Origin of the sequence: Haloarcula terrestris, from assembly GCF_031624315.1 — an archaeon.
Classification (GTDB): domain Archaea; phylum Halobacteriota; class Halobacteria; order Halobacteriales; family Haloarculaceae; genus Haloarcula; species Haloarcula terrestris.
The window spans coordinates 116,012-135,597 of record NZ_JAMQOM010000006.1 but is presented as its reverse complement, the minus strand read 5'-3'; the positions used below and the strand labels follow the sequence as shown (position 1 = coordinate 135,597).

Sequence of the window (19,586 nt, the reverse complement as noted above, 5' to 3'; positions counted from 1 at the left end):
TTAATAATTGTTTTTGGAAAAATGGTGTGTAATAGTTGTCAACAGCTTTGTCACCGGTTCGGTTTCGGAGCCCTGACTGGTACTGCGCACCTAAACTGTTTTCACGCGTGGCCGGAGACAGGCTACCATGTTCGAGAAACGCACCTGGATCCGCCTGCCCCGCAACGTCGTGGTCGGGCACGGGGTCCTCGGGCAGACAATCGAGGCCGTCAGCGAACTTCACCTGACCGGCCGGCCGCTCGTCGTCTCCAGTCCGACACCGCACGAAGTCGCCGGCGAGCGGGTCGTCGCACAGTTCGAGGACGCGGGGTACGACCCCTCCGAGATCGTCATCGAGGAGGCCAGTTTCGACGCCGTCCAGCGCGTCATCGACCACGCGTCGGAGATCGACGCGGGCTTCTTGCTGGGCGTCGGCGGCGGGAAAGCCATCGACATCACGAAGATGGCGGCCGACGATCTGGACCTGGGCTTCGTCTCGGTCCCGACGGCCGCGAGCCACGACGGTATCGTCTCCGGCCGGGGGTCTGTCCCGGAGGGCGATACGCGCCACAGCGTCGCCGCCGAACCGCCGCTGGCCGTCATCGCTGACACCGAGGTGCTGGCGGAGGCCCCCTGGCGGCTGACCACCGCCGGCTGTGCCGACATCATCTCGAACTACACCGCGGTCCGGGACTGGCAACTCGCCCACCGTCTGAAGAACGTTCACTACTCCGAATACGCCGGCGCGCTCTCGCAGATGACCGCGGAGATGCTCGTCGAGAGCGCCGACTCGATCAAGCGCGGGCTGGAGGAGTCCTCCTGGATCGTCGTGAAGGCGCTCGTCTCCTCCGGCGTGGCGATGTCCATCGCTGACTCCTCGCGCCCCGCCAGCGGCGCGGAACACCTGTTTTCCCACCAGTTAGATCGTCTCGTTCCAAACGGCGCGCTCCACGGGCATCAGGTCGGTGTCGGCTCGATCATGACGGAGTATCTCCACAGCGGCCAGAAAGGCAAGTGGAAAGACGCCAGGGACGCGCTGGCGGCCATCGGCGCACCGACGACGGCGGACGAGCTCGGCATCGACGACGAGACGGTGATCGAGGCGCTGACGACGGCCCATCAGATACGGGACCGCTACACGGTGCTCGGGGACGGGATGAGCGAGGAGGCGGCGATAGAAGCGGCGACGGTCACCGGCGTTATCTAAACCAACTCTGCGACGGCGACCTCGCCCGGGTCGTCCCATCGAATCGACGCCTCGGTTTCTTCGGCCGTTTCGGCGTCGCTGTCTTCGAGCGCACCGCTCTTGATTTCGGCGTCGAAGACGATACTGAGCCGGTACACCGTCTCGGCATCGGAGTCCGTTTCGTTTCGGACGCCACAGATAGTCGCCCGGACCGCGTCCCGAATCGTACACGCGACGCCGGCCGTCTCCGAGACGACCCGCTCGACCGCCGTCGCCGGCCGCTCGGCCCCCTGTGTCTGGCCCTGTGGGACCTCCCAGGACCCGTCGGCGTCCCTGAGTAACACGTCGCCCGACTCGTTGTGGACGAACGCGTGTACGTCGACCTGTCCCTCCCGCGAGCGCTCGACGGCACGCTGGTACGCCTCCGCGCCCACCGAAAAGGTGGTCTGGTCCACCGGCGTCGAGCCGAACTCCTGTTCGAGACGGGCGAGGCGCTCCTGAACCCGCGCTCGCGAGCGCTCGGCTATCTCCATACGAAACGCTGCTTCGGCACCACCATAAAGCCGCCTGAACGTTTTCGCCGACTGAAACACCCGTATAAAAACCCTGCAATGCCACCGTCTCCGGATTCCCGTCGAGACCGCTCAGACGTGCTCGTCGAGGAACTCGACGACAGCGGTGTAGGCCTCGATGCGGTTCTCACGCTTGCTGATGCCGTGGCCCTCGTCGTCGAAGACGAGTTTCTCCACGGGAACGCCCTGCTTTTCCGCCTGCTCGGCGATCTGTTCGGCCTCGCCGACCGGGACCCGCGGGTCGTTGGCCCCGTGGAGGACGAACAGCGGCGCGTCGATGCGGTCGACGTTGTTGATGGGGGAGATGGATTCGAGGAACTCCCTGTCCTCGGCCAGCGAGCCGTACTCGGCCTCACGGAGTTCGCGCCGCCAGTCGCCGGTGTTCTCGAGGAAGGTGACGAAGTTGGCGATGCCGACCACGTCGACGCCGGCCGCCCAGAGGTCCGGGTACTCGGTCAGCGCCGCCAGCACCATGAACCCGCCGTAGGACCCGCCCATCGCGACGATTCGGTCGGGGTCGACGGCCGGGTGATTGTGGAGCCAGTCGACGCCGGCCCGCAGGTCCTTCACGGAATCCAGCCGCTTTTCCACGTCGTCGAGGTGCGTGTAGGCCTTCCCGTAACCAGTCGACCCGCGGACGTTGGGCTCGAAGACGGCGTAGCCCCGCGAGAGGAAATACTGTGTCAGGCCCGAGAACGACGGCCGGCGCTGGCTCTCCGGGCCGCCGTGGATGTCGACGATGACGGGCGTGTTGCCGTCAGTGCCGGCCCCGGTCGCAGCGCCGTCCGGCAGCGAGAACAGCGCCGGAATCTCCCGCCCGTCGAACGAGTCGAACCGGACGACCTCCGGTTCGACGAACGTCTCGCGCGGGATGCCGGCCGTCGAGGCGGCGGTCCACTGCTTGCTCTCGCCGGTGGCGGCCTCGACGACGAACACGTTGGTGTTGACCGTCCGCCCGGTGACGCTGACGGCGAAGCGCTCGGCGTCGGGTCCCCAGGAGACGCCCCCCGCCAGCCCGCCCGGCAGGTCCGGCGTCGGGAACGTCTCGATGCTCGTCGGCCCCGTCAGTTCGCCGACGGTGATCTCGTTGTAGCCGTCGACGTTGCGCGAGTACGCCAGCCGGCCACTGTCCCGGTCCAGCGCGACGCCGTCGATGTTCCACTGGTCGTCCGAGCGCACGATGTCGAGGTCCCCCTCGAGCGAGAGGCGAGCCAGTTCGAGCGTGTCGCTCTCGGCGTCGGTGACGAGATACACCGCATCGCCGTCCGGTCCCCACGACGCGCTCGTGTAGCGGACCTTCCCCTCGTGTGGCGTGAGATGCGTGAGGTCCTCGCTATCGAGGTCCAGCACGTAGATGTCCTGGTCGAAACTGGAGTGGGCTTCGCTGACCAGCAGCCGTGTGCCGTCTGGTGAGAACCCACCAACCGAGAGCCAGCCGTCGCCCTCCCAGACAAGTTCCGCGTCGTCGCCGGTGGCGTCGCGGTCCTGTACGTAAATATCGAAGACAGCCTCGTTGCGGCGGTTGGACGCGAACGCGAACCGCTCGCCGTCGGGCGACCAGCCGCCCCAGCGGTGTTTCGCGTCAGGCATCCCGGTGAGTGCGTGGATGTGTCCGTCCGCGTCAAGTCGGTACAACTGTGCCCGCTCGTTACCGCCCTCGTCCATGCCGAAGGCGAGTTCTTGGCGCTCGGGCGAGTAGCCGACGAAGCTCACGGTATCGTCGTAGAAGGTCAGTTGCTCGGGCCAGCCCTGTGGTTCCGTGAGCGACCAGATCTGGCCGACGCCGGTCGTGTTCATCAAGAAGGCGAGCGTTCCGTCCGGCGCGAACGAACTGCCGTAGGCGCTGCGGACGTTCAGATAGCGAGAGAGGTCGTACGCGGTCACACACGAAGGCAGGGCAGGCACGGCCAAAACCTTTTGTTGCAAACGGGGGCTTTTTGAGCAGCCACGTCGTCGCACCTGTATGCGTGTCGCGGTCGTCGCTATGGAGACGAGTCAGTACCGGGACACAGTGGGCCGGACCCGGCTGGAGCGGGTGGCTACCGAACTCGCCGACGCCGGCCACGACGTGACCGTGTTCTGCTCACAGTGGTGGACGGGATTCGACAATCAACGCGAGCGCGACGGCGTCACCTACCGCGCCGTCACCGTCTCGCCGACCGTCCCCTCCTTTTGCGCTCGCCTGCCGTTTCTGCTCGCGCAGTTCCGTCCCGATGTCGTCCACGTCCATCCGACGCCGGCCTCAGTCGCGCTGGCCGCCAAAACCGGTGCAGCCCTGTCCCGCGCGCCGCTTCTCACGGAGTGGTTCGGCGACGAGGACGTGCCCGAGAACCGCCGGGCCGACCTCGCATTCCGTGCGTCGGACTGTCTCATCACCCCCTCCGAACTCGTCCGCACGCGGGTCCGTGAGCGGGGAGCGACAGCGGACCAGACGGCGATTCTCCCACAGAGCATCGACATGGATCTCGTTCGGGAGACCGAAGCCGACGAGGAGATCGACGTGGTGTACGCCCACCGCCTCGACGGCAGCGCGAACGTCGAATCGCTACTGCTCGGCCTCGCGGAACTCAGACAGAAAGGTTGGTCAGCGACAATCATCGGCGACGGCCCGGAGCGAGGGTACTACGAACAGGAAGCTGCCGACCTCCGTATCGACGACCGCGTGACCTTTGTAGGGTCGTGCGACATCGAGGACCGGGTCTCCATTTACAAGGGCGCACACGTGTTCGTCCAGACGGCGTTCCGGGAATGCTTCGCCACCGACCTCCTCTGGGCGATGGCCTGTGGCTGTATCGGCATCGTGGAGTATCAGGCCGAGTCCAGCGCCCACGAACTCATCGAGCAGCGCGGCCGCGCGTTCCGGGTGACGAACCCCCAGGAGATCGCCGACAAGATCACTGAGTCAGCCGACTTCGAGCGCTGGACCGTCGACGAGTCTTGCGCCGAGTTCGACCACGCGCAAGTCCGCGCCGACTACGAGGACCTCTACGAGGATCGAATCGAAGACCACGGTTTCCTGTAGTCAGTACGGGATGACGCTGAATCCCTCGGGGAGTACCAGTCCGAACACGAGGAACAGCGCAGCCGCGATGCCGGCCGAGATGAGGGCGTAGGGTGCTTGACTCCTGACGTGGACCATGTGGTCGCTCCCGCTGGTCGACGACGCGAGAACGGTCGTGTCGCTGATGGGCGAGGTGTGATCGCCGAAGATCCCGCCGCTGAACACTGCTCCGAGGACCAGCGGGAGGTTCGCGCCCGTCGAGAACGCCAGTGGGATCGCGATGGGGAACATGATGCCGTAGGTCGACCACGACGAGCCATCGGAGAAGCTGACGAACGAGGTCACGAGGAAGACCCCGACCGGGATAATAAACGCCGGCACGCCGCCGAAGACGTTCGTCACGAACGCCGAGATGCCGAGTATCGACACCGCGTTCTGGATGGAACTGGCGAACATCAGGATGACAGCCGCCAGGAAGATGCCCTTGAACCCGACCAGCAACGCGTCGGTGGCGTCGTCGTTCGACGGGATGTCACCCTTCCAGCGGTACAGCAGGAAGGCGACGATCAGCGCCGAGAACGACGCGAGACCGAGCTGCACGCCGCCGATGTTGAATGCCCACGGTCCGCTCGGCGGCGTAATCAGCTGCCAGCTGCCGAGCTGGAGCAGCGTGGCCCCCATCCCCTCTTTCCCCTCGACGTAGATGACGGGGCTGGCCCGCCAGAACATCGCGCCCAGCCCGACGACGATCATGGTCAGGATCGGCCAGGCGAAGTTCTTCCAGTCCGGCGTGGCGGTCTCGGACATCTCGTACTCGTCCATCTCCGCCGAGATCATCGGGTCGGCGTCGTCGCCGACGACTTTCCCCTCGGTTCTCGCGCGGGACTCCTCGACGCCCATCTCGTAGAGGTTCGGGACGACCTGCCAGGCGACCAGCCCCGCGAGAGCGAGCGCGATCCAGGAGTAAAAGCCCGTAAACAGCGTGTTGAAAAACAGCGGCCAGACGGCCCCGGTCGCCGCGGTGACCTGGTCGCCGCCGGTGTTTACGACGTTCGCCATGTCCGACGGGAGTATCCCCTGTTGCTGGGCCTCGACGAGACCGCTCCCCATGAACCCGACCATCGCCGCGCCCCACGTCGAGTAGAACGCGAGCCGCGAGGCCGGCGACCCTGCGGAGTCGACGTAGTAGGCGAGCTTGGCCCGCGAAACATCGAATTTGTCCGTCAGCGGGCGCATCATCGAGCCGACCACGAGGCAGTTGAAGTAGTCGTCGATGTGGATAGCGATACCGGCCAGGAAGGCGGCCTTCTCCGCGTCTGCGGCGGAATCCGCTCGCGACACCAGCGCCTCCAGCACGCCCTGAACCGCCCCGGCCCGGATCATCAGCCCGATCAGCCCGCCGATAGCGAAGATGGCGAGCAGGACGTTCTTGACGTACCACTCCCCGAACAGCGGGGCCGTGGCGATTATCTCGGGGACGACTTTCAGTCCGAAGATCGCTCCGAGCACGATACCACCCACGCCGACCGTCCACGGACTCCCGTCCTCAGCCTGGGGCTGGACGGTCGCCACCTCGCCACCGGCGGTGATGAGGTCCGACGGGACCCCGACCGCCTGGGGGTGTAATGCCCCGACCAGAACGCCCGTGACGACGATGCCGACGAACAGCCCGATCAGGGCGTCACGAGTGTACCAGGCCAGCCCGATGGCGACGAGCGCGGGAACGATAGACCACGGTCCGGCCGCGATTCCCTCAACCATGCCGGCAGGTCCGGGTGGCGCTATATTAATGTACGTGTTCGAGCCGACGGCGACCGCCCAGACGAAACCCGTTTGAGCGTCGGCCGCCTCCATCCGGTAGTGACAGCCGAGGAGCCAGCCGACCGAGACGACGAGTCGGACCCACCCGACGACCTCGAACTCGATACCGTCTACGACGCTATCGACGCCGTCGGCCGCCCGCATCTGACGGCGACTGAACTCTCCCGGAAGACGGACCTGACGCCCGACCAGGCCCGGACGGCACTGGAGCGTCTGGCCGCCGACGGCGACATCGAGCGCCAGGACGTGACAGCGGTCGAGTCCGTGTGGTATCCCGCAGATATCGCCGAGGTGACCGACCGCGAGCGCGTGGTTCTATTTCCGGACCGCCGCGAAGTCGTCGTCGAACACCCGGAGCAGTTCACCCGCGCACAGCTCTCGCAGTTCGCGCGCCTGCAAGACACCAACCGCTCTGGCGGCTACGTGTACGAACTCCGCGAGGAGGACATCTGGGCCGCACCACACGAGTCCCTGGAGGACCTTCTGGCGACGATGCGGGACGTGCTGGGCGAGCGCTCGCCCCACCTCGAAGAGTGGGTGACGAGCCAGTGGGAACGCGCCCGGAAGTTCCGCCTGAAGACTCACGAGGACGGCTACGTCGTGCTGGAAGCCGAGAGCGACGACCTGATGGGCAACGTCGCGCGCCCGAAACTCGACGACGACCACCTCCGAGCCCCCATCTCGGACTTGGAGTCGTGGGTCAACGAGGACGCGACGGCCGAAATCAAGCGTACACTGTACGAGGCGGGCTATCCCGTCCGTGACGACCGCGACCTGGAGACCGGCGACGCCATCGAGATGGACCTTCGCCTGCGTCTGCGGGACTACCAGCAGGACTGGGTCGAGCGGTTCACCGAGCAGGGGTCGGGCGTGTTCGTCGGCCCGCCCGGGTCGGGTAAGACCGTCGCCGCGATGGGCGCGATGGCCGCTATCAGCGGTGAGACACTGATTCTCGTCCCCTCGCGTGAACTCGCGACCCAGTGGCACGACGAACTGGTCCGACACACCTCCCTGACCGACGACGATATCGGCGAGTACCACGGCGGCGAGAAGAACATCAAACCTGTGACCATCGCTACGTACCGCACGGCTGGGATGGACCGCCACCGGAAGCTGTTCGACCAGCGCAAGTGGGGGCTCATCGTCTTCGACGAGGTCCACCACGTGCCGTCGCCGATTCACCGCCGGAGCGCGGACCTCCAGACCAAACACCGGCTGGGGCTGACCGCGACGCCGACCCGGGAGAGCGACGACGAGGAGGAGATATTCACGCTCATCGGCCCGCCCATCGGGACGGACTGGGGCAAGCTGTTCGACGAAGGCTACGTCGCCGAGCCGGAGGTCGAAATCCGACTTGTCCCGTGGGGCAACGAGACCGAGCAGTCCGAATACAGTTCCACGTCGGGCCACGACCGCCGGCAGGCCGCCGCCAACAACAGCGGGAAAATCGACGAAATCCGCTACGCGCTGGCCGAGAACCCCGCCGCGAAGGCGCTGGTGTTCATCGAGTACCTAGACCAGGGCGAGGCCATCAGCGAGGCCATCGGCGCGCCGTTTATCAGCGGCGAGACGCCACACGCCCGCCGGGAGAAACTGTTCGACGAATTCCGCCGGGGCGAACTGGACACGCTGGTCGTCTCTCGGGTCGGCGACGAGGGCATCGATCTCCCGGACGCCGAACTCGCCATCGTCGCTTCTGGACTCGGTGGGTCCCGCAGACAGGGCGCACAGCGGGCCGGGCGGACGATGCGCCCCGCCGGTGACGCCCGGATGGTCATTCTGGCGACGCGGGGCACGACCGAGGAGGACTTCGTCCGCCGGCAGATGCGCCACCTCGCCTCGAAGGGAATCCGCGTGACGGAGACGGAAGCCGAGGCAGTCGAGCCACCGGAGCCAGAAGAGTAAGGCAGTCGTTTTGGCCGGGTTCAAAATCAGTCCGAGTCGGTATCGAGTCGGCGTGCGGTCTCGGCCACGTCCTGAATCTTCGCGGTCTGTTCCTCGTTCGTCGCCGCGAGGTCGTCGAGCTGTTGTGACATGTCGTCGATGCCACTCGACAGTTCATCGATCATGCTGGCGACCTCTTCGGTCGAGGCTGCCTGGTCGTCGGTCGCCGCCGACACCTCCTGGATACCCTGTGACGCCTCGTTGACCGCCGACACGATTTCTTCGAGGCGCTCAGTTGCGTCCTCTACCTGCTCGATGCCCTCCGTCACCTGGTCGGTAACGGTTTCGAGGCTCTCGACGGCGTCGACGGTCTCGTCCTGGATTTCCGTGACGGTGTCCTCGATCTGGTTCGCATGCTCCTGGGAATCGCCCGCGAGCGTCTTGATTTCGTCGGCGACGACGGCGAACCCGTCGCCGGCTTCGCCGGCCCGGGCGGCCTCGATGGAGGCGTTCAGCGCGAGCATATTCGTCTGGTCCGCGATGTCGTTTATGACTTCGACGATGTCGTCGATCTCGTCGGCCTGCTCCCGGAGACCGGCGATGTCGGTCGACACCGCGTCGACGGCGTCATCGACATCGTTCATCACCGCCGCGGCTTGCTGTGCGGCTTCGTTCCCGCGCTCGGCCTTCCGCTCGGCCGACGTGCTGGTGCTTGCGACCTCCTCGGCAGTCGAGGCGATCTCCTCGATGGTCGCGCTCATGTCGGCGACCTCGGCCGCCACTTCGTCCATCGACTCGGACTGGGTCTCGGCAGTGGCGTTGATTTGCTGGTTCGTTTCGGCGACCTGTTCGGCCGAGGTGCTCAGTTCGTCGATTGGCTGCTGGAGCCCGTCTTCGACCTCTTGCATCAACGTCTGCTGGTCTTCGATTGCCGATTCCAGTCGCCGGCTGTAGGAGTCGATGTAGGTGTCCATCGCCACCTGCTGGTCGAGATTGAGGAGCTTGAAGACGGAGAGGACACGTGACTGCATCTCCGCAAGTGCCTCGTCCCGGTCGGCATCGCCCGACTGCAGATCGTCGACGATCACGTTCAGGAAATGCTCGAAGTAGATGCTGTAGGCCCCGAGATAGATCTTCGGGCCGAGGTCGAGCATATCGTGAATCTTCCCGATACGGGCCCTGTTCTCGAAGTACTGCTTGTCGTAGTCTCCGGCAACAAGGTCGCGGAGGTATTGTGACTGGGTCTGCTTGAGCTGGTCGACGGACTTGGTGGACCGCCCGAAAATCTCGACTGTCTCGTCGAACGACTGGAGGTGGTCGTAGAAATCGTCGACGACAGCGTCTGCCCGGGCGTTCGTCTCGTCCGCCATCGCGGTGAGATTGTCGATATCCGACTCGTCGAAGCCGGTGAACTCCTTCCGCCAGCGTATCTCCCTGTCGTCTAGCCCGATACGTTCGGTAAGTGTCGCGCCATCGACCGCCTTTCTATCGGACGAGTTGATCCGCTTTCGGGAGCCCGTACTCCCGTCCTGTAATCCCATGCCCAGTTTCGACCGATACAAACCTTATATGTTCGCACCCGATTTTCACCGTTGAAAGTGTCCTCGAGAGTACCCCAAATATAATGGGTAAACACTTTCCGTCCGGTGAAATAACGGATAGCAACCCTCACTCCTCGAATTTATCGGGATTCTGGGCCGCCTCGGCGACTCGGACGGCGGCGACGTTCTCGGGCACGTCGTGGACCCGAACGATGTCAGCGCCCCGTTCGGCCGCCAGCGTCGTCCCGGCGATAGTCGCCTCCAGACAGTCGCCCGCCTCCTGCCCGACCAGCCCGAACAGCGATTTGTGGGAGTGGCCGACCAGAATCGGACAGCCGAGCGCCTCGAACTCCGGGAGGCGGTCGAGCAGTTCGAAGCTCTCCACCGGCGACTTCCCGAAGCCGATGCCTGGGTCGACGATGATCTGGTCGCGGTCCAGTCCGGCTTTCTCAGCGAGCAGCACACGCTCGGTCAGCTGGTCGATGCAGTCCTCGACCACGTCGTCGTAGTGGATGTCGCTGTCGGGGTCGACCGGCGTTTCGATGGAGTGCATCACGACGACGGGCACGTCGTACTCGGCGGCGACCAGCCGCATCTCCGGGTCTTCGAGGCCGGACACATCGTTGAGGATGTCCGCGCCGGCGTCGAGCGCGGCCCGCGCGACGGGGGCCTTCCGCGTGTCCACGGAGACGGCCACGTCCAGGTCCGAGAGGGCCTCGATGACCGGAACCACGCGGTCGATTTCCTCCTCGGCCGGGATCGGCTCCGCGCCGGGACGGGTCGACTCCCCGCCGATGTCGAGGATGTCAGCGCCAGCCTCGACCATCTGCTCGGCGCGGGCGACGGCGTCCTCGACGGCGTTGTACTCGCCGCCGTCATGGAACGAGTCCGGCGTGATGTTGCAGATGCCCATGACGGCCGTGCCGTCGTCCCAGGGATACGTCGTCGACGTGTCTGGCTCGGGCTGCTGGATGGACAGCGCCCCCCGCAGTTCGTCGGCGAACGGCGACAGCCCGTAGGGCTGGCCGTCCAGTTTGTCCACGAGCCGTTTGTACTGGGCCATCGTCGCCATCATGACCACGTTCAGGGACTCCTCGTCCTGGTCGTTCAGGCCGGAAATCGCACACTCACCCCCCAGGGACAGCAGTTCCTCCTTGAGGTACTGGGCCTGTCGCGGCTGAACACGCGTTCGCAGGACGCGGTGGACAGCCTTGCCCCGCATCCGCCAGGCCCCGGCGTCGGTGACGTGGGCGTCCGCGATGGTTTCGCGGGCCTCGGCCAGCGAGTCGACCTGTTTGGGGATCAGCGAGCGCGACCAGCGCGTTCGGGCTTCCCGGACGGTATACAGCGACCCTGTGACGAGGACGGCGTCGCCCTCGTCTGCGGCATCGAGCGCGATACCGAGCGCCCCAGCCACGTCATGGCGCGTCTCGACTGTCGCGTCAGTCGCTGTCTCCACTGCGGTTGCGACGACGTGGTGGGACTCCGCCCGGTCGACGGCCGGCTGGCAGGCGACGACGTGGTCCGGGTCCGGCAGCGCCGTTGCGATGCCCTCGTGGTCCTTGTCGACCATCGCCCCTATGACGACGTGGAGGTCGTCGTAGTCGAACGAGGACAGCGTCTCGGCGGTCCGTTCGATGCTTCCGGGGTTGTGTGCCCCGTCGAGGACGACCAGCGGCGACTCGTTCATCACCTCGAAGCGACCGGGCCAGTGGGCGTTTCGCAGGCCGCGTTCGAGATCCGCCCGGGATACGTCCGCGACTTGCCGGCACAGCGTGGCCGCGATACCGGCGTTCTGTGCCTGATGTGCGCCCAGCAGCGGGAGGTGCGTCTCGACCGACCAGTCCGGTCCGTCGACCGAGACAGCACTTTCCAACCCGTCGCGGCCGCCGTAGGTGGCTGTCACGTCCATGTCGTCGCGCTCGCCGACGGTCACGACATCGCCGGCGACCTCGCGGATAGCCGCGAGCGCATCGCCGGTCGTCCCGGTCACCAGCGGATTGTCGTCCGGAGCGACGTGGGCTTTGTCGTGGGCGATTTCCTCGACGGTGTCGCCGAGGATATGTGTGTGTTCGAGCGTCACGGACGTGACGGCGCTGGCGACCGGGTCGACCACGCTCGTGGCGTCGTAGCGGCCGCCGATACCGACCTCCAGAACGGCGATGTCCACGTCCTGCCGGTCGAACTCCCACAGCGCCATCGCCGTCAGCGTTTCGAAGAAGGTGGGCGAGTCGTTGGCCGCGCCCTGCTCGGTCACGTACGCCTGGACCGCCTCGACGAACTCGACAAGGGCAGCTTCGGAAAGTTTTCGGCCGTTGATACGGATCCGCTCGCGCACGTCGTCGAGATGCGGTGACGTGTACAGTCCGACATCGAGGCCCGCTTCCCGGAGCGTTCGTTCGACCATCCGCGCGGTGGACCCCTTCCCGTTGGACCCCGCGATCTGCACGCAGCGAAGCCCCTCCTGTGGGTCACCGAGCGACGAAAGCAGGTCCTGCGTGGCATCAGTGCCGGGTCGCGAGGCGAACCGGCGCAACTCGAAGAGGAAGTTCGCGGCCTCGTGGAACTCCATAGTCGGGCTTTCGGAGCCGCTCGCTTTAGCCTGTCGGACTATTGTGTCGGTGGTGTCCGACGCGTAGAGAGCCCCGTACAGCCCGCCGTATCCGATCCGCTGTGTCCGGGATTCGGGTCCGCTCGGCGACGGTTACGTCTGGTCGTTGCGCTCGCGCGTCGCCCACCGGCCAAGCGCGCTCGAAAGAATTAGGAACGCGGCACCGAGCAGCGGTGCCGGGTCGATCTTCGCCGCCGGTCGCTCGTCGGTGTCCGTCTCATCCGCTCCGACGCTATCGGTCTCAGTTTCCTGCCCTGTAACGCCCGTCCGGTCCGTCTCCATCCCGGTGTACTGCCGCCGGTCCTCGGATTCAGTCGGTGTCGTCTCCGAGGCCAGCGCCGTTTCCCGTGTCTCCGGAGTCGACGTGTCCTCGGCATCGTCTTCGGCTGCTGTGGGTTCGAAATCCGTGTCCGTTGGAGAGGGTGTATCAACGGTCGATTCGGCTGGCGGCGGCGTCTCACTCGGGTGCTCTGTGGCCCACTCCGACGCGTACTCGTCGGGACTCTCGTCATCGAGTCCATCGGCGTTTCGGCGGCGGTACCACCAGAGTCCGGCCGTCGCCGCGCCGAGCACGATGAGCGACAGCCCCGTGCCGAGCAGGCCCCACTGTCGCCACAGCGACCCGAGGCGCTCTGTCAGACTGGGGCCATCGGGCTGGGAATCGTCGGCACTGTCCGGTCCCGCCGGTGCTGGCGTTGCGGTAGCGGAGGCATCATCGACAACGGCGATGCCGGGGACGGCATCGAGGGCCGAGGCGACGGCGTCCCGTTCCACCTCGACTTCGAGGAACGTGGGCGTGTCCATAGCAGACCTGTCGTCGGGCGGCCATGTAAAACCCGCTCAGTGTTATTCGCGGGCGGGTTCGCGTTCGGTGTCAGGTGCTGAGGCCCGTGCCGATTCAATTTCGATCTCGGAGGCGTCCCGTGGTTCGGCAGCCGGCTCCTCAGATTCGCCGAGAAGCGCTTGCAGTTCGCGTTCGTACTCGGCTTCGGAGAGGTCCCCCTCGACGTACCGGCGCGTCAGTTCCTCGTGGCGCTCTTCGACCGTCGGTTCGGGCGGTTCGAACACGTCGGAGAGACCGAGCGACGCGAGCGGTGGGAGTGCCGATTCGAGACTGGCAAGCCCAGCGGCGACGCGCTGGCTCTTTGGCACCGACGCCTGCCGCGCCAGCTCCCGGACCAGCGCGACCGAGAACACGATATCGACGCCCATCAACAGCAGCGTGCCGAGCAAGAACGTACCGAAAGTCTGGACGACCGCACCACCGCCGAGCAGTGCTCCGAGTGTCGCAACGACACCCACGACACCCATCCCGACGGCTCCCAGCGTGGTCAGCACGACGGCAGCAAACAGCAGGAGCAGGCGGTTGTTCTTCACCCAGTTCACACCAACGATAGCCGGAGCGCGTTGAAATGGTTTGTGTCAGGGTTTGTCGTCTCTCGACCCCGGATCGTTTCGGGGAACTTCATCGGTCGCCGGCACGTACGAGCGGCCGGAGGCGGACCACCCGCCCCAGAGCCACTCCCGGAGGGTAAGCTGGCGCTTTGACCCTTCCTCCCGGGCCGTTTCGAGCCGTCGCTCGGTCGTGTGGAAGTAGTTGACAACGGTCACGAGAACGACGCCGCCGACGGAGTTGCCCACAAGCACCGGGAGGACGAACTCCCAGAGGCCGACAGACAGCGCCAGCTCGCCGATGAACACCAGATAGAACATCTCCGTCGCGGAGACGACGACGTGATAGAGGTTCCCGAACGGAATCGCCAGAAACGAGATGTAGATCAACACGAGCCGGGAGATGCTGTCCCGCAGCGAGTAGTCGACCCAGACGACGCCGGCGACGATGAGCCCGGCGAACACCGCCTTCGAGAACAGCGTCACCTGCGAGGTCTCGATGGCTTTCTGCGCGAAGCCGGCGGCGGCCCCCGCCGCATCAGCTGAAAGGACGTTGGTCGTCGCGAGTGCAAGCGCACCGAGCATCCCGCCGAGGATGTTCGACGCGAGCACGACGGCCCAGATACGGAGCAGCGACGGGAGGCTCGCCAGCCGTTCGAGGACGAGCGCGACCGGCGGGAGCGTGTTCTCGGTGTAGAGCTGATAATCGCCGAGAATGATGAAGACGAACCCGAGCGGGTACAGCAGCGCGCTCAGTATCGGGTCGCCGCCGGTCTTCGCGTACAGCGACGCGTACAGCATGAACGTCACCGTGATAGCGAACCCGCCCGCGATGCCGGCGAAGAACAGTTCGCGGGTCCCGACCGTCACCTCTTCGTCGGCCGCGACGATGATACGCTGGAAGATCTCGTCGGCGGAGAACCGGTCGCGGATGACACTGCCACCCGCCGGCGCACCGCTCCGAGACACGTCCACGGCGTCGCGGACAGCCGTCTCTCTGTCGTTGTCGTCTGCCATCGACAGCGGGTTCTGATGCCTCGGAAAAACCTCTTTCGCTGGAATCTGGGTCGATAGGTCGGACCTGCCGTCGCGGTACGGCTCAGTCGTGCCGGAAGGACCGCTGGCCGGTGAACACCATCGTCATGTCGTGCTCGTCCGCGGCCTCGATGACACTCTCGTCGTTTTTCGAGCCGCCGGGCTGGATGACGGCCTCGATTCCGGCGTCGGCGGCCTCCTCGATACCGTCCGGGAACGGGAAGAAGGCGTCCGAGGCCATCACAGCACCCTCGGCGTCCTTGCCCTGGGCGTGTTCGTCGGCCTTCATCGCGGCCAGCCGGACGGCGTCGACCCGGGAGACCTGTCCCATGCCGATGCCGACCGTCTCGGTCCCCTTGGCGAAGAGAATGCCGTTGGACTTGACGTGCTTGAGCGTGTGCCAGGCGAACAGCAGCGACTCGACCTGCTCGTCTGTCGGTTCGCGCTCGGTGACGACTTCGAGGTCGTCGGCCGAGAGGTGCTGGGTGTCCCGCTCCTGAACGAGTCGGCCCCCGACGAGGGGCTTCTCGGTCAGGCTGTCCGTGACCTCGAAGTTCTCGTTTACATCGAGCACGCGGAGGTTATCTTTCTCGAACAGCACGTCGAGTGCGGCGTCGGTGTAGCCGGGCGCGACGACAACCTCCTTGAACGAGTCGATGATCTGCTCGGCGGTGGCGGCGTCGCACTCGCGGTTCAGCGCGACGATACCGCCGAAGGCGCTCATCGGGTCCGTCGACAGCGCCTTTTCGTAGGCGTCGGCCATGGAGTCGGCGGTCGCACAGCCGGCCGGGTTGGTGTGTTTGATGACCGCGGCGGCCGGTTCCTCGAACTCCTTGATGAGGTTCAGCGCGCCGTCGGCGTCGTTGTAGTTGTTGTACGACAGCCCCTTCGCGCCCTCGTTCAGTTGGTCGGCGTGGACGACACTGGCCTCGGAGACGGTCGTGTCGGTGTAGAGCGCGGCATCCTGATGGGGGTTCTCCCCGTAGCGCAGGCTCGACGCGAGGTCGTCCGAGACGATGCGACGCGCGGGGAAGTCGCCGCCGTCGTCGCCCTCGATTGAGACGGTCCCCTCGTCCCAGTCGACGGTGACGCGGTCCTCGGCGAACCACTCGATGACGCGCGGATAGGCGGTGAACTCGCCCTCGTAGAGCACCCGCTCTTTGAGGCTGTCCTCGTCGTCACCCTCGAAGACGGGGATGGGTTCCTGCGTGACGATGGGGCCGCCGTCGAGGGTCTCGTCGACGACGTGGACGGTACAGCCCGTCACCTTCACGCCGGCGTCGAGGACCTGTTCGTGGGCGTTTGCACCGGTGAAGTTCGGCAGCAAGCTCGGATGGACGTTCAGTATCGTCGTCGTGTCATCGCGGAACGTCTCGCTGAGGACGCGCATGTAGCCGTCCAGCGTGACGAGGTCGAAGTCGTACTCCGAGAGCGCGTCGAGAACGCGCTCCTCGTGGGACTGGCGCGACTCGTCCGCGTCGCGTTCGACGACTTCGGTCGGGATGCCGCGCTCGGCGGCCGCTTCGAGTACCGGCGCGTCGGCGTCGTTTGTCAAGACGACGGCGAAGGACGCACCGCCCGGGGCGCGGTCCGCGATGTTCATGAGATTTCGGCCGCGGTTGCTGGCCATACCGGCGAGTTTCATGTGCGACCGACGGACCGGCCCGTGCAAAGTTGTTGCGAAACCCCCGTCCGCCCCGTCGCGTGCGACCGGACCACACCGACCCTGGCTCACTAGTGGCGGCGTCTGCAGGTCCGATGTGCATTTGTAGCCCGCCGCCAACTCGCCCGTATGGCGAAGCTACGGTGTCAACGCGCTGGCGCGGTCGCCGCTGTCGGCGGTGTCGTCTGGATCGGCTGGGCCGTGGCGCTATCTATGACCGGCCAGACAGCCACGAATCCACCCGTTCTGGCCGGAATCGTCGTCTCTGCGCTTGGTGTCGTGGCCGGCCACTACGCCGTCGAGGACTTCTACGGCGCGCGGATGAAGCGACCCGGGACCATCGGCGCGTGGGTCGGCGCGGTCGGCGGGCTCGTCTTCGCGGCCGGCCAACTGGTCCGCCTCCTCACCGGTGGCGGCGATGTGATCATCGGGATCGGCGTGCTCGCACTGGTCGGTGGGTCGGTACTGGTCGCGGTCGGCCTCGTCAGGACCCGTATCCAGCCGCCGTGGCTGGGCGTCTTGCTGGGCTTCGGAACCGTCGTGTTCCTCGGGTTCGATATCCAGCCAGCGACGGCGACCGTCTACGGTCTCGCGTGGGCCGCGCTCGGCCAGGACCTCTACCGCTTCGATCCGCCGGACGGTCGCTTCGGTGACGCCGAAGCTGACTACGGTTGGCTGCGCTGATCGCGGATCTCTCCAGTCTGGCGGTTGTCACAGTACGGGGCAGTCATTCATTTCTCTCGCAATGAGGCAAACACTGATGCCCGAGAAATTCATTAGAAATTCATATGAGCCGAACGTCAATTCCCATCGACACCGATACAAAGGACAGGCTAGACGAGGCAAAACGGGATAACGAAACGTGGGATGAGTTCTTGCTCCGGATCGTTGCGTCGACCGGTGACGGAATGGCTCCGGGAACGCTGTCTGACGAAGAAGCCGAGGAAGCGATGGAAATCGTACGGGACGGCCGCGAGCGGTAATGTTTCTCGACACGTCTGCGATTATCGCCTACCAGCAAGGGGACGAGCGTGTTGTCGAGTATCTCGATGGTGGGAAACCGTGGTACACGTCTACGATCTGTGCATTCGAGTATATCAACGGCCGCCTCGGGAGCGGTGAGACCGATGTACTGGCCGTCAGACAGGAGTTCTCGGATGTACAGACGCTCGATCTGAACGAACCGATCGCGGTCGAGGCCGCACGTCTCCAAGATGAGATCCTTGCCGATGGGGATAGGCTGGCAACTGCCGATATGCTCATCGCGGCGACGGCCCGCTCGACCGGTGATGAACTCGTCGTCGCGGACCGCGACTTCGAGACTGACATCCTTCAGACCGTGATGGAGGTTACGAACCTCCGCAAATGACCAGCATACACCTGTACTGAAGACGAGACTACAGAGTCCGTTGTAACTCATCTTTCCGTACGACCGGAACGACACGCTTTTTCGCGCCTCCCGCGCACACTCGGGTATGACCGAAAGAGGGCCACTGACCGCCGTTTCGCCGCTCGACGGCCGATACGCCCGCTACACCGAACCGCTCGTCCCGTACGCCAGCGAACGGGCGCTAATGTGCGCCCGCGTGGAAGTCGAAGTCGAGTACCTCATCGCGCTTGCTGACCTCGACGCCACGCCGCTATCAATCGATGACGACCAGCGCGCGGCGCTCCGGGTGCTGTACGAGGAATTCGATGACGAGGACGCGACCGTCGTAAAACAGCTCGAAACCGAAGGCTACGGCGAGTATTCGGCGACCAACCACGACGTGAAGGCCATCGAGTACTTCATCCGGCTGGGCATGCCCGAGGACCTCGACGCCGCCAACTGGATTCACTTCGGGCTGACAAGCGAGGACGTGAACAACCTCGCCCAGCGGCTGCTCGTCAAGCCCGCCGCCGAGGAGGTGCTTGTGCCCGAACTGCGCGAGATTCGGGACACGCTGGTGGAGATGGCCCACACCTACGCCGACGTGCCGATGCTGGCCCGCACGCACGGCCAGCCCGCGACGCCAACGACCTTTGGCAAGGAGATGGCCGTCTACGCCTCGCGGCTGGGCCAGGCCATCGGTCGCGTGGAGCGCGCAGCCGACGGCCTCTCGGGAAAGCTCGCCGGCGCGTCGGGAACCTACGCGGCCCACGTCGCCGCCTACCCCGACGTGGACTGGCCGGCCGTCGCCGAGTCGTTCGTCGGTGACCTCGGCCTGGAGCACGAACCGCTGACGACGCAGGTCAACCCCTGTGATGACCTCGCGGTCCTGTTCGACGCGCTGCGTGGCGCGAACAACATCCTGCTGGACCTCGACCTCGACGTGTGGCTGTATGTCTCGGACCGATACCTCGGCCAGGAGGCCGTCGAGGGTGAGACCGGGTCCTCGACGATGCCCCACAAGGTCAACCCCATCGACTTCGAAAACAGCGAGGGGAACCTCTCGAAAGCGAACTCCGACCTCGTCTTCCTCGGGGACTACGTGACGAACTCCCGGCTTCAGCGGGACCTCTCGGACTCGACGGTCAAGCGCAACATCGGGGCCGCCTTCGCCCACTGTCTCATCGGCTACAGCAAGTGCCAGAACGGGCTGGCGAAGGTCGTCCCCAACGAGCAGGTGATGCGTGACGACCTGAACGCGACGCCGGAGATAATCGGTGAGGCCGTCCAGACCATCCTCCGCCGCGAGGGGTACGCCGACGCCTACGAGCAGGTGAAAAAGGCCACACGTGGCCGCGATGTCACCATCGAGGACTTCCACGACATGTTCGCTGACCTCGATGTGAGCGACGAGGTACGAGCCGAACTGGAAGCGCTGACGCCGACCGACTACACGGGCATCGCGGCGCAGCAGGCCGACGGTATCTGAGCCGCGAGCTACCGCTCGAACGCAACGCTCAGGGGAGTGGGAC

At 65.5% G+C, this 19,586-nt stretch carries 16 protein-coding genes; 7 read left to right on the top strand and 9 right to left on the bottom strand.

The genetic code is table 11. The features are described 5' to 3' along the window. Positions 1–127 precede the first annotated feature (127 nt). Complete coding sequence (locus NDI54_RS15035; protein WP_310897254.1) at positions 128–1,186, top strand: NAD(P)-dependent glycerol-1-phosphate dehydrogenase; 1,059 nt, start codon at positions 128–130, stop codon at positions 1,184–1,186. Here the strand turns inward: NDI54_RS15035 and NDI54_RS15030 are convergent. Both NDI54_RS15030 and NDI54_RS15025 read right to left on the bottom strand, forming a co-directional pair. Next, a complete protein-coding gene (locus tag NDI54_RS15030; RefSeq protein WP_310897253.1) occupies positions 1,183–1,698 on the bottom strand; it encodes an NUDIX hydrolase in 516 nt (171 codons plus the stop codon). The two genes, NDI54_RS15035 and NDI54_RS15030, sit on opposite strands and share 4 nt — an antisense overlap. A gap of 111 nt (positions 1,699–1,809) precedes the next feature. Further along, the gene (locus NDI54_RS15025) at positions 1,810–3,621 is read right to left on the bottom strand and encodes a S9 family peptidase (RefSeq protein WP_310897252.1); all 1,812 of its coding nucleotides are present in this window, start codon (positions 3,619–3,621) and stop codon (positions 1,810–1,812) included. Between the two features lie 79 nt (positions 3,622–3,700). Here NDI54_RS15025 and NDI54_RS15020 point away from each other — a divergent pair, with 79 nt between their 5' ends. Beyond that, positions 3,701–4,759 (top strand): glycosyltransferase, encoded by a 1,059-nt coding sequence (locus NDI54_RS15020; protein ID WP_310897251.1) that lies wholly within the window; start codon positions 3,701–3,703, stop codon positions 4,757–4,759. Here NDI54_RS15020 and NDI54_RS15015 read toward each other — a convergent pair whose 3' ends face one another. Then, positions 4,760–6,499, bottom strand: coding sequence for a Na+/H+ antiporter NhaC family protein (locus tag NDI54_RS15015; RefSeq protein ID WP_310897310.1), 1,740 nt, complete (start codon positions 6,497–6,499; stop codon positions 4,760–4,762). Positions 6,500–6,598: 99 nt separating this feature from the next. Between NDI54_RS15015 and NDI54_RS15010 the strand changes: the two genes are divergently transcribed. Further along, the gene (locus NDI54_RS15010; RefSeq protein ID WP_310897250.1) at positions 6,599–8,464 is read left to right on the top strand and encodes a DEAD/DEAH box helicase; all 1,866 of its coding nucleotides are present in this window, start codon (positions 6,599–6,601) and stop codon (positions 8,462–8,464) included. Positions 8,465–8,490: 26 nt separating this feature from the next. On the opposite strand, the gene NDI54_RS15005 is transcribed toward NDI54_RS15010, so the two are convergent. The 6 genes from NDI54_RS15005 to purH form a co-directional block, all read right to left on the bottom strand. After that, complete coding sequence (locus tag NDI54_RS15005) at positions 8,491–9,984, bottom strand: globin-coupled sensor protein (protein ID WP_310897249.1); 1,494 nt, start codon at positions 9,982–9,984, stop codon at positions 8,491–8,493. Between the two features lie 127 nt (positions 9,985–10,111). Further along, complete coding sequence (gene folP / locus NDI54_RS15000) at positions 10,112–12,556, bottom strand: dihydropteroate synthase (RefSeq protein ID WP_310897248.1); 2,445 nt, start codon at positions 12,554–12,556, stop codon at positions 10,112–10,114. A 132-nt stretch (positions 12,557–12,688) separates the two neighbouring features. Continuing rightward, positions 12,689–13,399 carry a hypothetical protein gene (locus NDI54_RS14995; RefSeq protein ID WP_310897247.1) on the bottom strand — a complete coding sequence of 237 codons (711 nt, stop codon included), beginning with the start codon at positions 13,397–13,399 and terminating at the stop codon, positions 12,689–12,691. A 42-nt stretch (positions 13,400–13,441) separates the two neighbouring features. Next, the gene (locus NDI54_RS14990; RefSeq protein ID WP_310897246.1) at positions 13,442–13,981 is read right to left on the bottom strand and encodes a hypothetical protein; all 540 of its coding nucleotides are present in this window, start codon (positions 13,979–13,981) and stop codon (positions 13,442–13,444) included. Between the two features lie 36 nt (positions 13,982–14,017). After that, positions 14,018–15,004: a formate/nitrite transporter family protein gene (locus NDI54_RS14985; RefSeq protein WP_310897245.1), complete on the bottom strand. Its 987-nt coding sequence runs from the start codon at positions 15,002–15,004 to the stop codon at positions 14,018–14,020. A gap of 82 nt (positions 15,005–15,086) precedes the next feature. Then, positions 15,087–16,667 carry a bifunctional phosphoribosylaminoimidazolecarboxamide formyltransferase/IMP cyclohydrolase gene (purH, locus tag NDI54_RS14980; RefSeq protein ID WP_310897244.1) on the bottom strand — a complete coding sequence of 527 codons (1,581 nt, stop codon included), beginning with the start codon at positions 16,665–16,667 and terminating at the stop codon, positions 15,087–15,089. A gap of 147 nt (positions 16,668–16,814) precedes the next feature. Here purH and NDI54_RS14975 point away from each other — a divergent pair, with 147 nt between their 5' ends. From NDI54_RS14975 to purB, 4 genes are all read left to right on the top strand, one after another. Next, entirely contained in the window at positions 16,815–17,369 is a 555-nt protein-coding gene (locus NDI54_RS14975) for a hypothetical protein (protein ID WP_310897243.1), read from the top strand. 104 nt (positions 17,370–17,473) lie between these two features. Next, positions 17,474–17,668 carry a DUF7557 family protein gene (locus NDI54_RS14970; RefSeq protein ID WP_310897242.1) on the top strand — a complete coding sequence of 65 codons (195 nt, stop codon included), beginning with the start codon at positions 17,474–17,476 and terminating at the stop codon, positions 17,666–17,668. Next, the gene (locus NDI54_RS14965) at positions 17,668–18,054 is read left to right on the top strand and encodes a PIN domain-containing protein (RefSeq protein ID WP_310897241.1); all 387 of its coding nucleotides are present in this window, start codon (positions 17,668–17,670) and stop codon (positions 18,052–18,054) included. Before NDI54_RS14970 ends, NDI54_RS14965 begins: the two co-directional genes overlap by 1 nt. Positions 18,055–18,160: 106 nt before the next feature. Continuing rightward, complete coding sequence (gene purB, locus NDI54_RS14960; protein WP_310897240.1) at positions 18,161–19,543, top strand: adenylosuccinate lyase; 1,383 nt, start codon at positions 18,161–18,163, stop codon at positions 19,541–19,543. Positions 19,544–19,586: the final 43 nt, after the last annotated feature.

Excerpts from the sequence above, each read along its gene's own strand:
- NDI54_RS14970 (WP_310897242.1), top strand. The coding sequence starts at position 17,474 with ATGAGCCGAACGTCAATTCCCATCGACACCGATACAAAGGACAGGCTA.
- NDI54_RS15015 (WP_310897310.1), bottom strand. The coding sequence starts at position 6,499 with ATGGTTGAGGGAATCGCGGCCGGACCGTGGTCTATCGTTCCCGCGCTC.
- NDI54_RS14975 (WP_310897243.1), top strand. The coding sequence starts at position 16,815 with ATGGCGAAGCTACGGTGTCAACGCGCTGGCGCGGTCGCCGCTGTCGGC.
- purB (WP_310897240.1), top strand. The coding sequence starts at position 18,161 with ATGACCGAAAGAGGGCCACTGACCGCCGTTTCGCCGCTCGACGGCCGA.
- folP (WP_310897248.1), bottom strand. The coding sequence starts at position 12,556 with ATGGAGTTCCACGAGGCCGCGAACTTCCTCTTCGAGTTGCGCCGGTTC.
- NDI54_RS15020 (WP_310897251.1), top strand. The coding sequence starts at position 3,701 with ATGCGTGTCGCGGTCGTCGCTATGGAGACGAGTCAGTACCGGGACACA.
- NDI54_RS15030 (WP_310897253.1), bottom strand. The coding sequence starts at position 1,698 with ATGGAGATAGCCGAGCGCTCGCGAGCGCGGGTTCAGGAGCGCCTCGCC.
- purH (WP_310897244.1), bottom strand. The coding sequence starts at position 16,667 with ATGAAACTCGCCGGTATGGCCAGCAACCGCGGCCGAAATCTCATGAAC.
- NDI54_RS15035 (WP_310897254.1), top strand. The coding sequence starts at position 128 with ATGTTCGAGAAACGCACCTGGATCCGCCTGCCCCGCAACGTCGTGGTC.
- NDI54_RS14965 (WP_310897241.1), top strand. The coding sequence starts at position 17,668 with ATGTTTCTCGACACGTCTGCGATTATCGCCTACCAGCAAGGGGACGAG.
- NDI54_RS14995 (WP_310897247.1), bottom strand. The coding sequence starts at position 13,399 with ATGGACACGCCCACGTTCCTCGAAGTCGAGGTGGAACGGGACGCCGTC.
- NDI54_RS15005 (WP_310897249.1), bottom strand. The coding sequence starts at position 9,984 with ATGGGATTACAGGACGGGAGTACGGGCTCCCGAAAGCGGATCAACTCG.
- NDI54_RS14985 (WP_310897245.1), bottom strand. The coding sequence starts at position 15,004 with ATGGCAGACGACAACGACAGAGAGACGGCTGTCCGCGACGCCGTGGAC.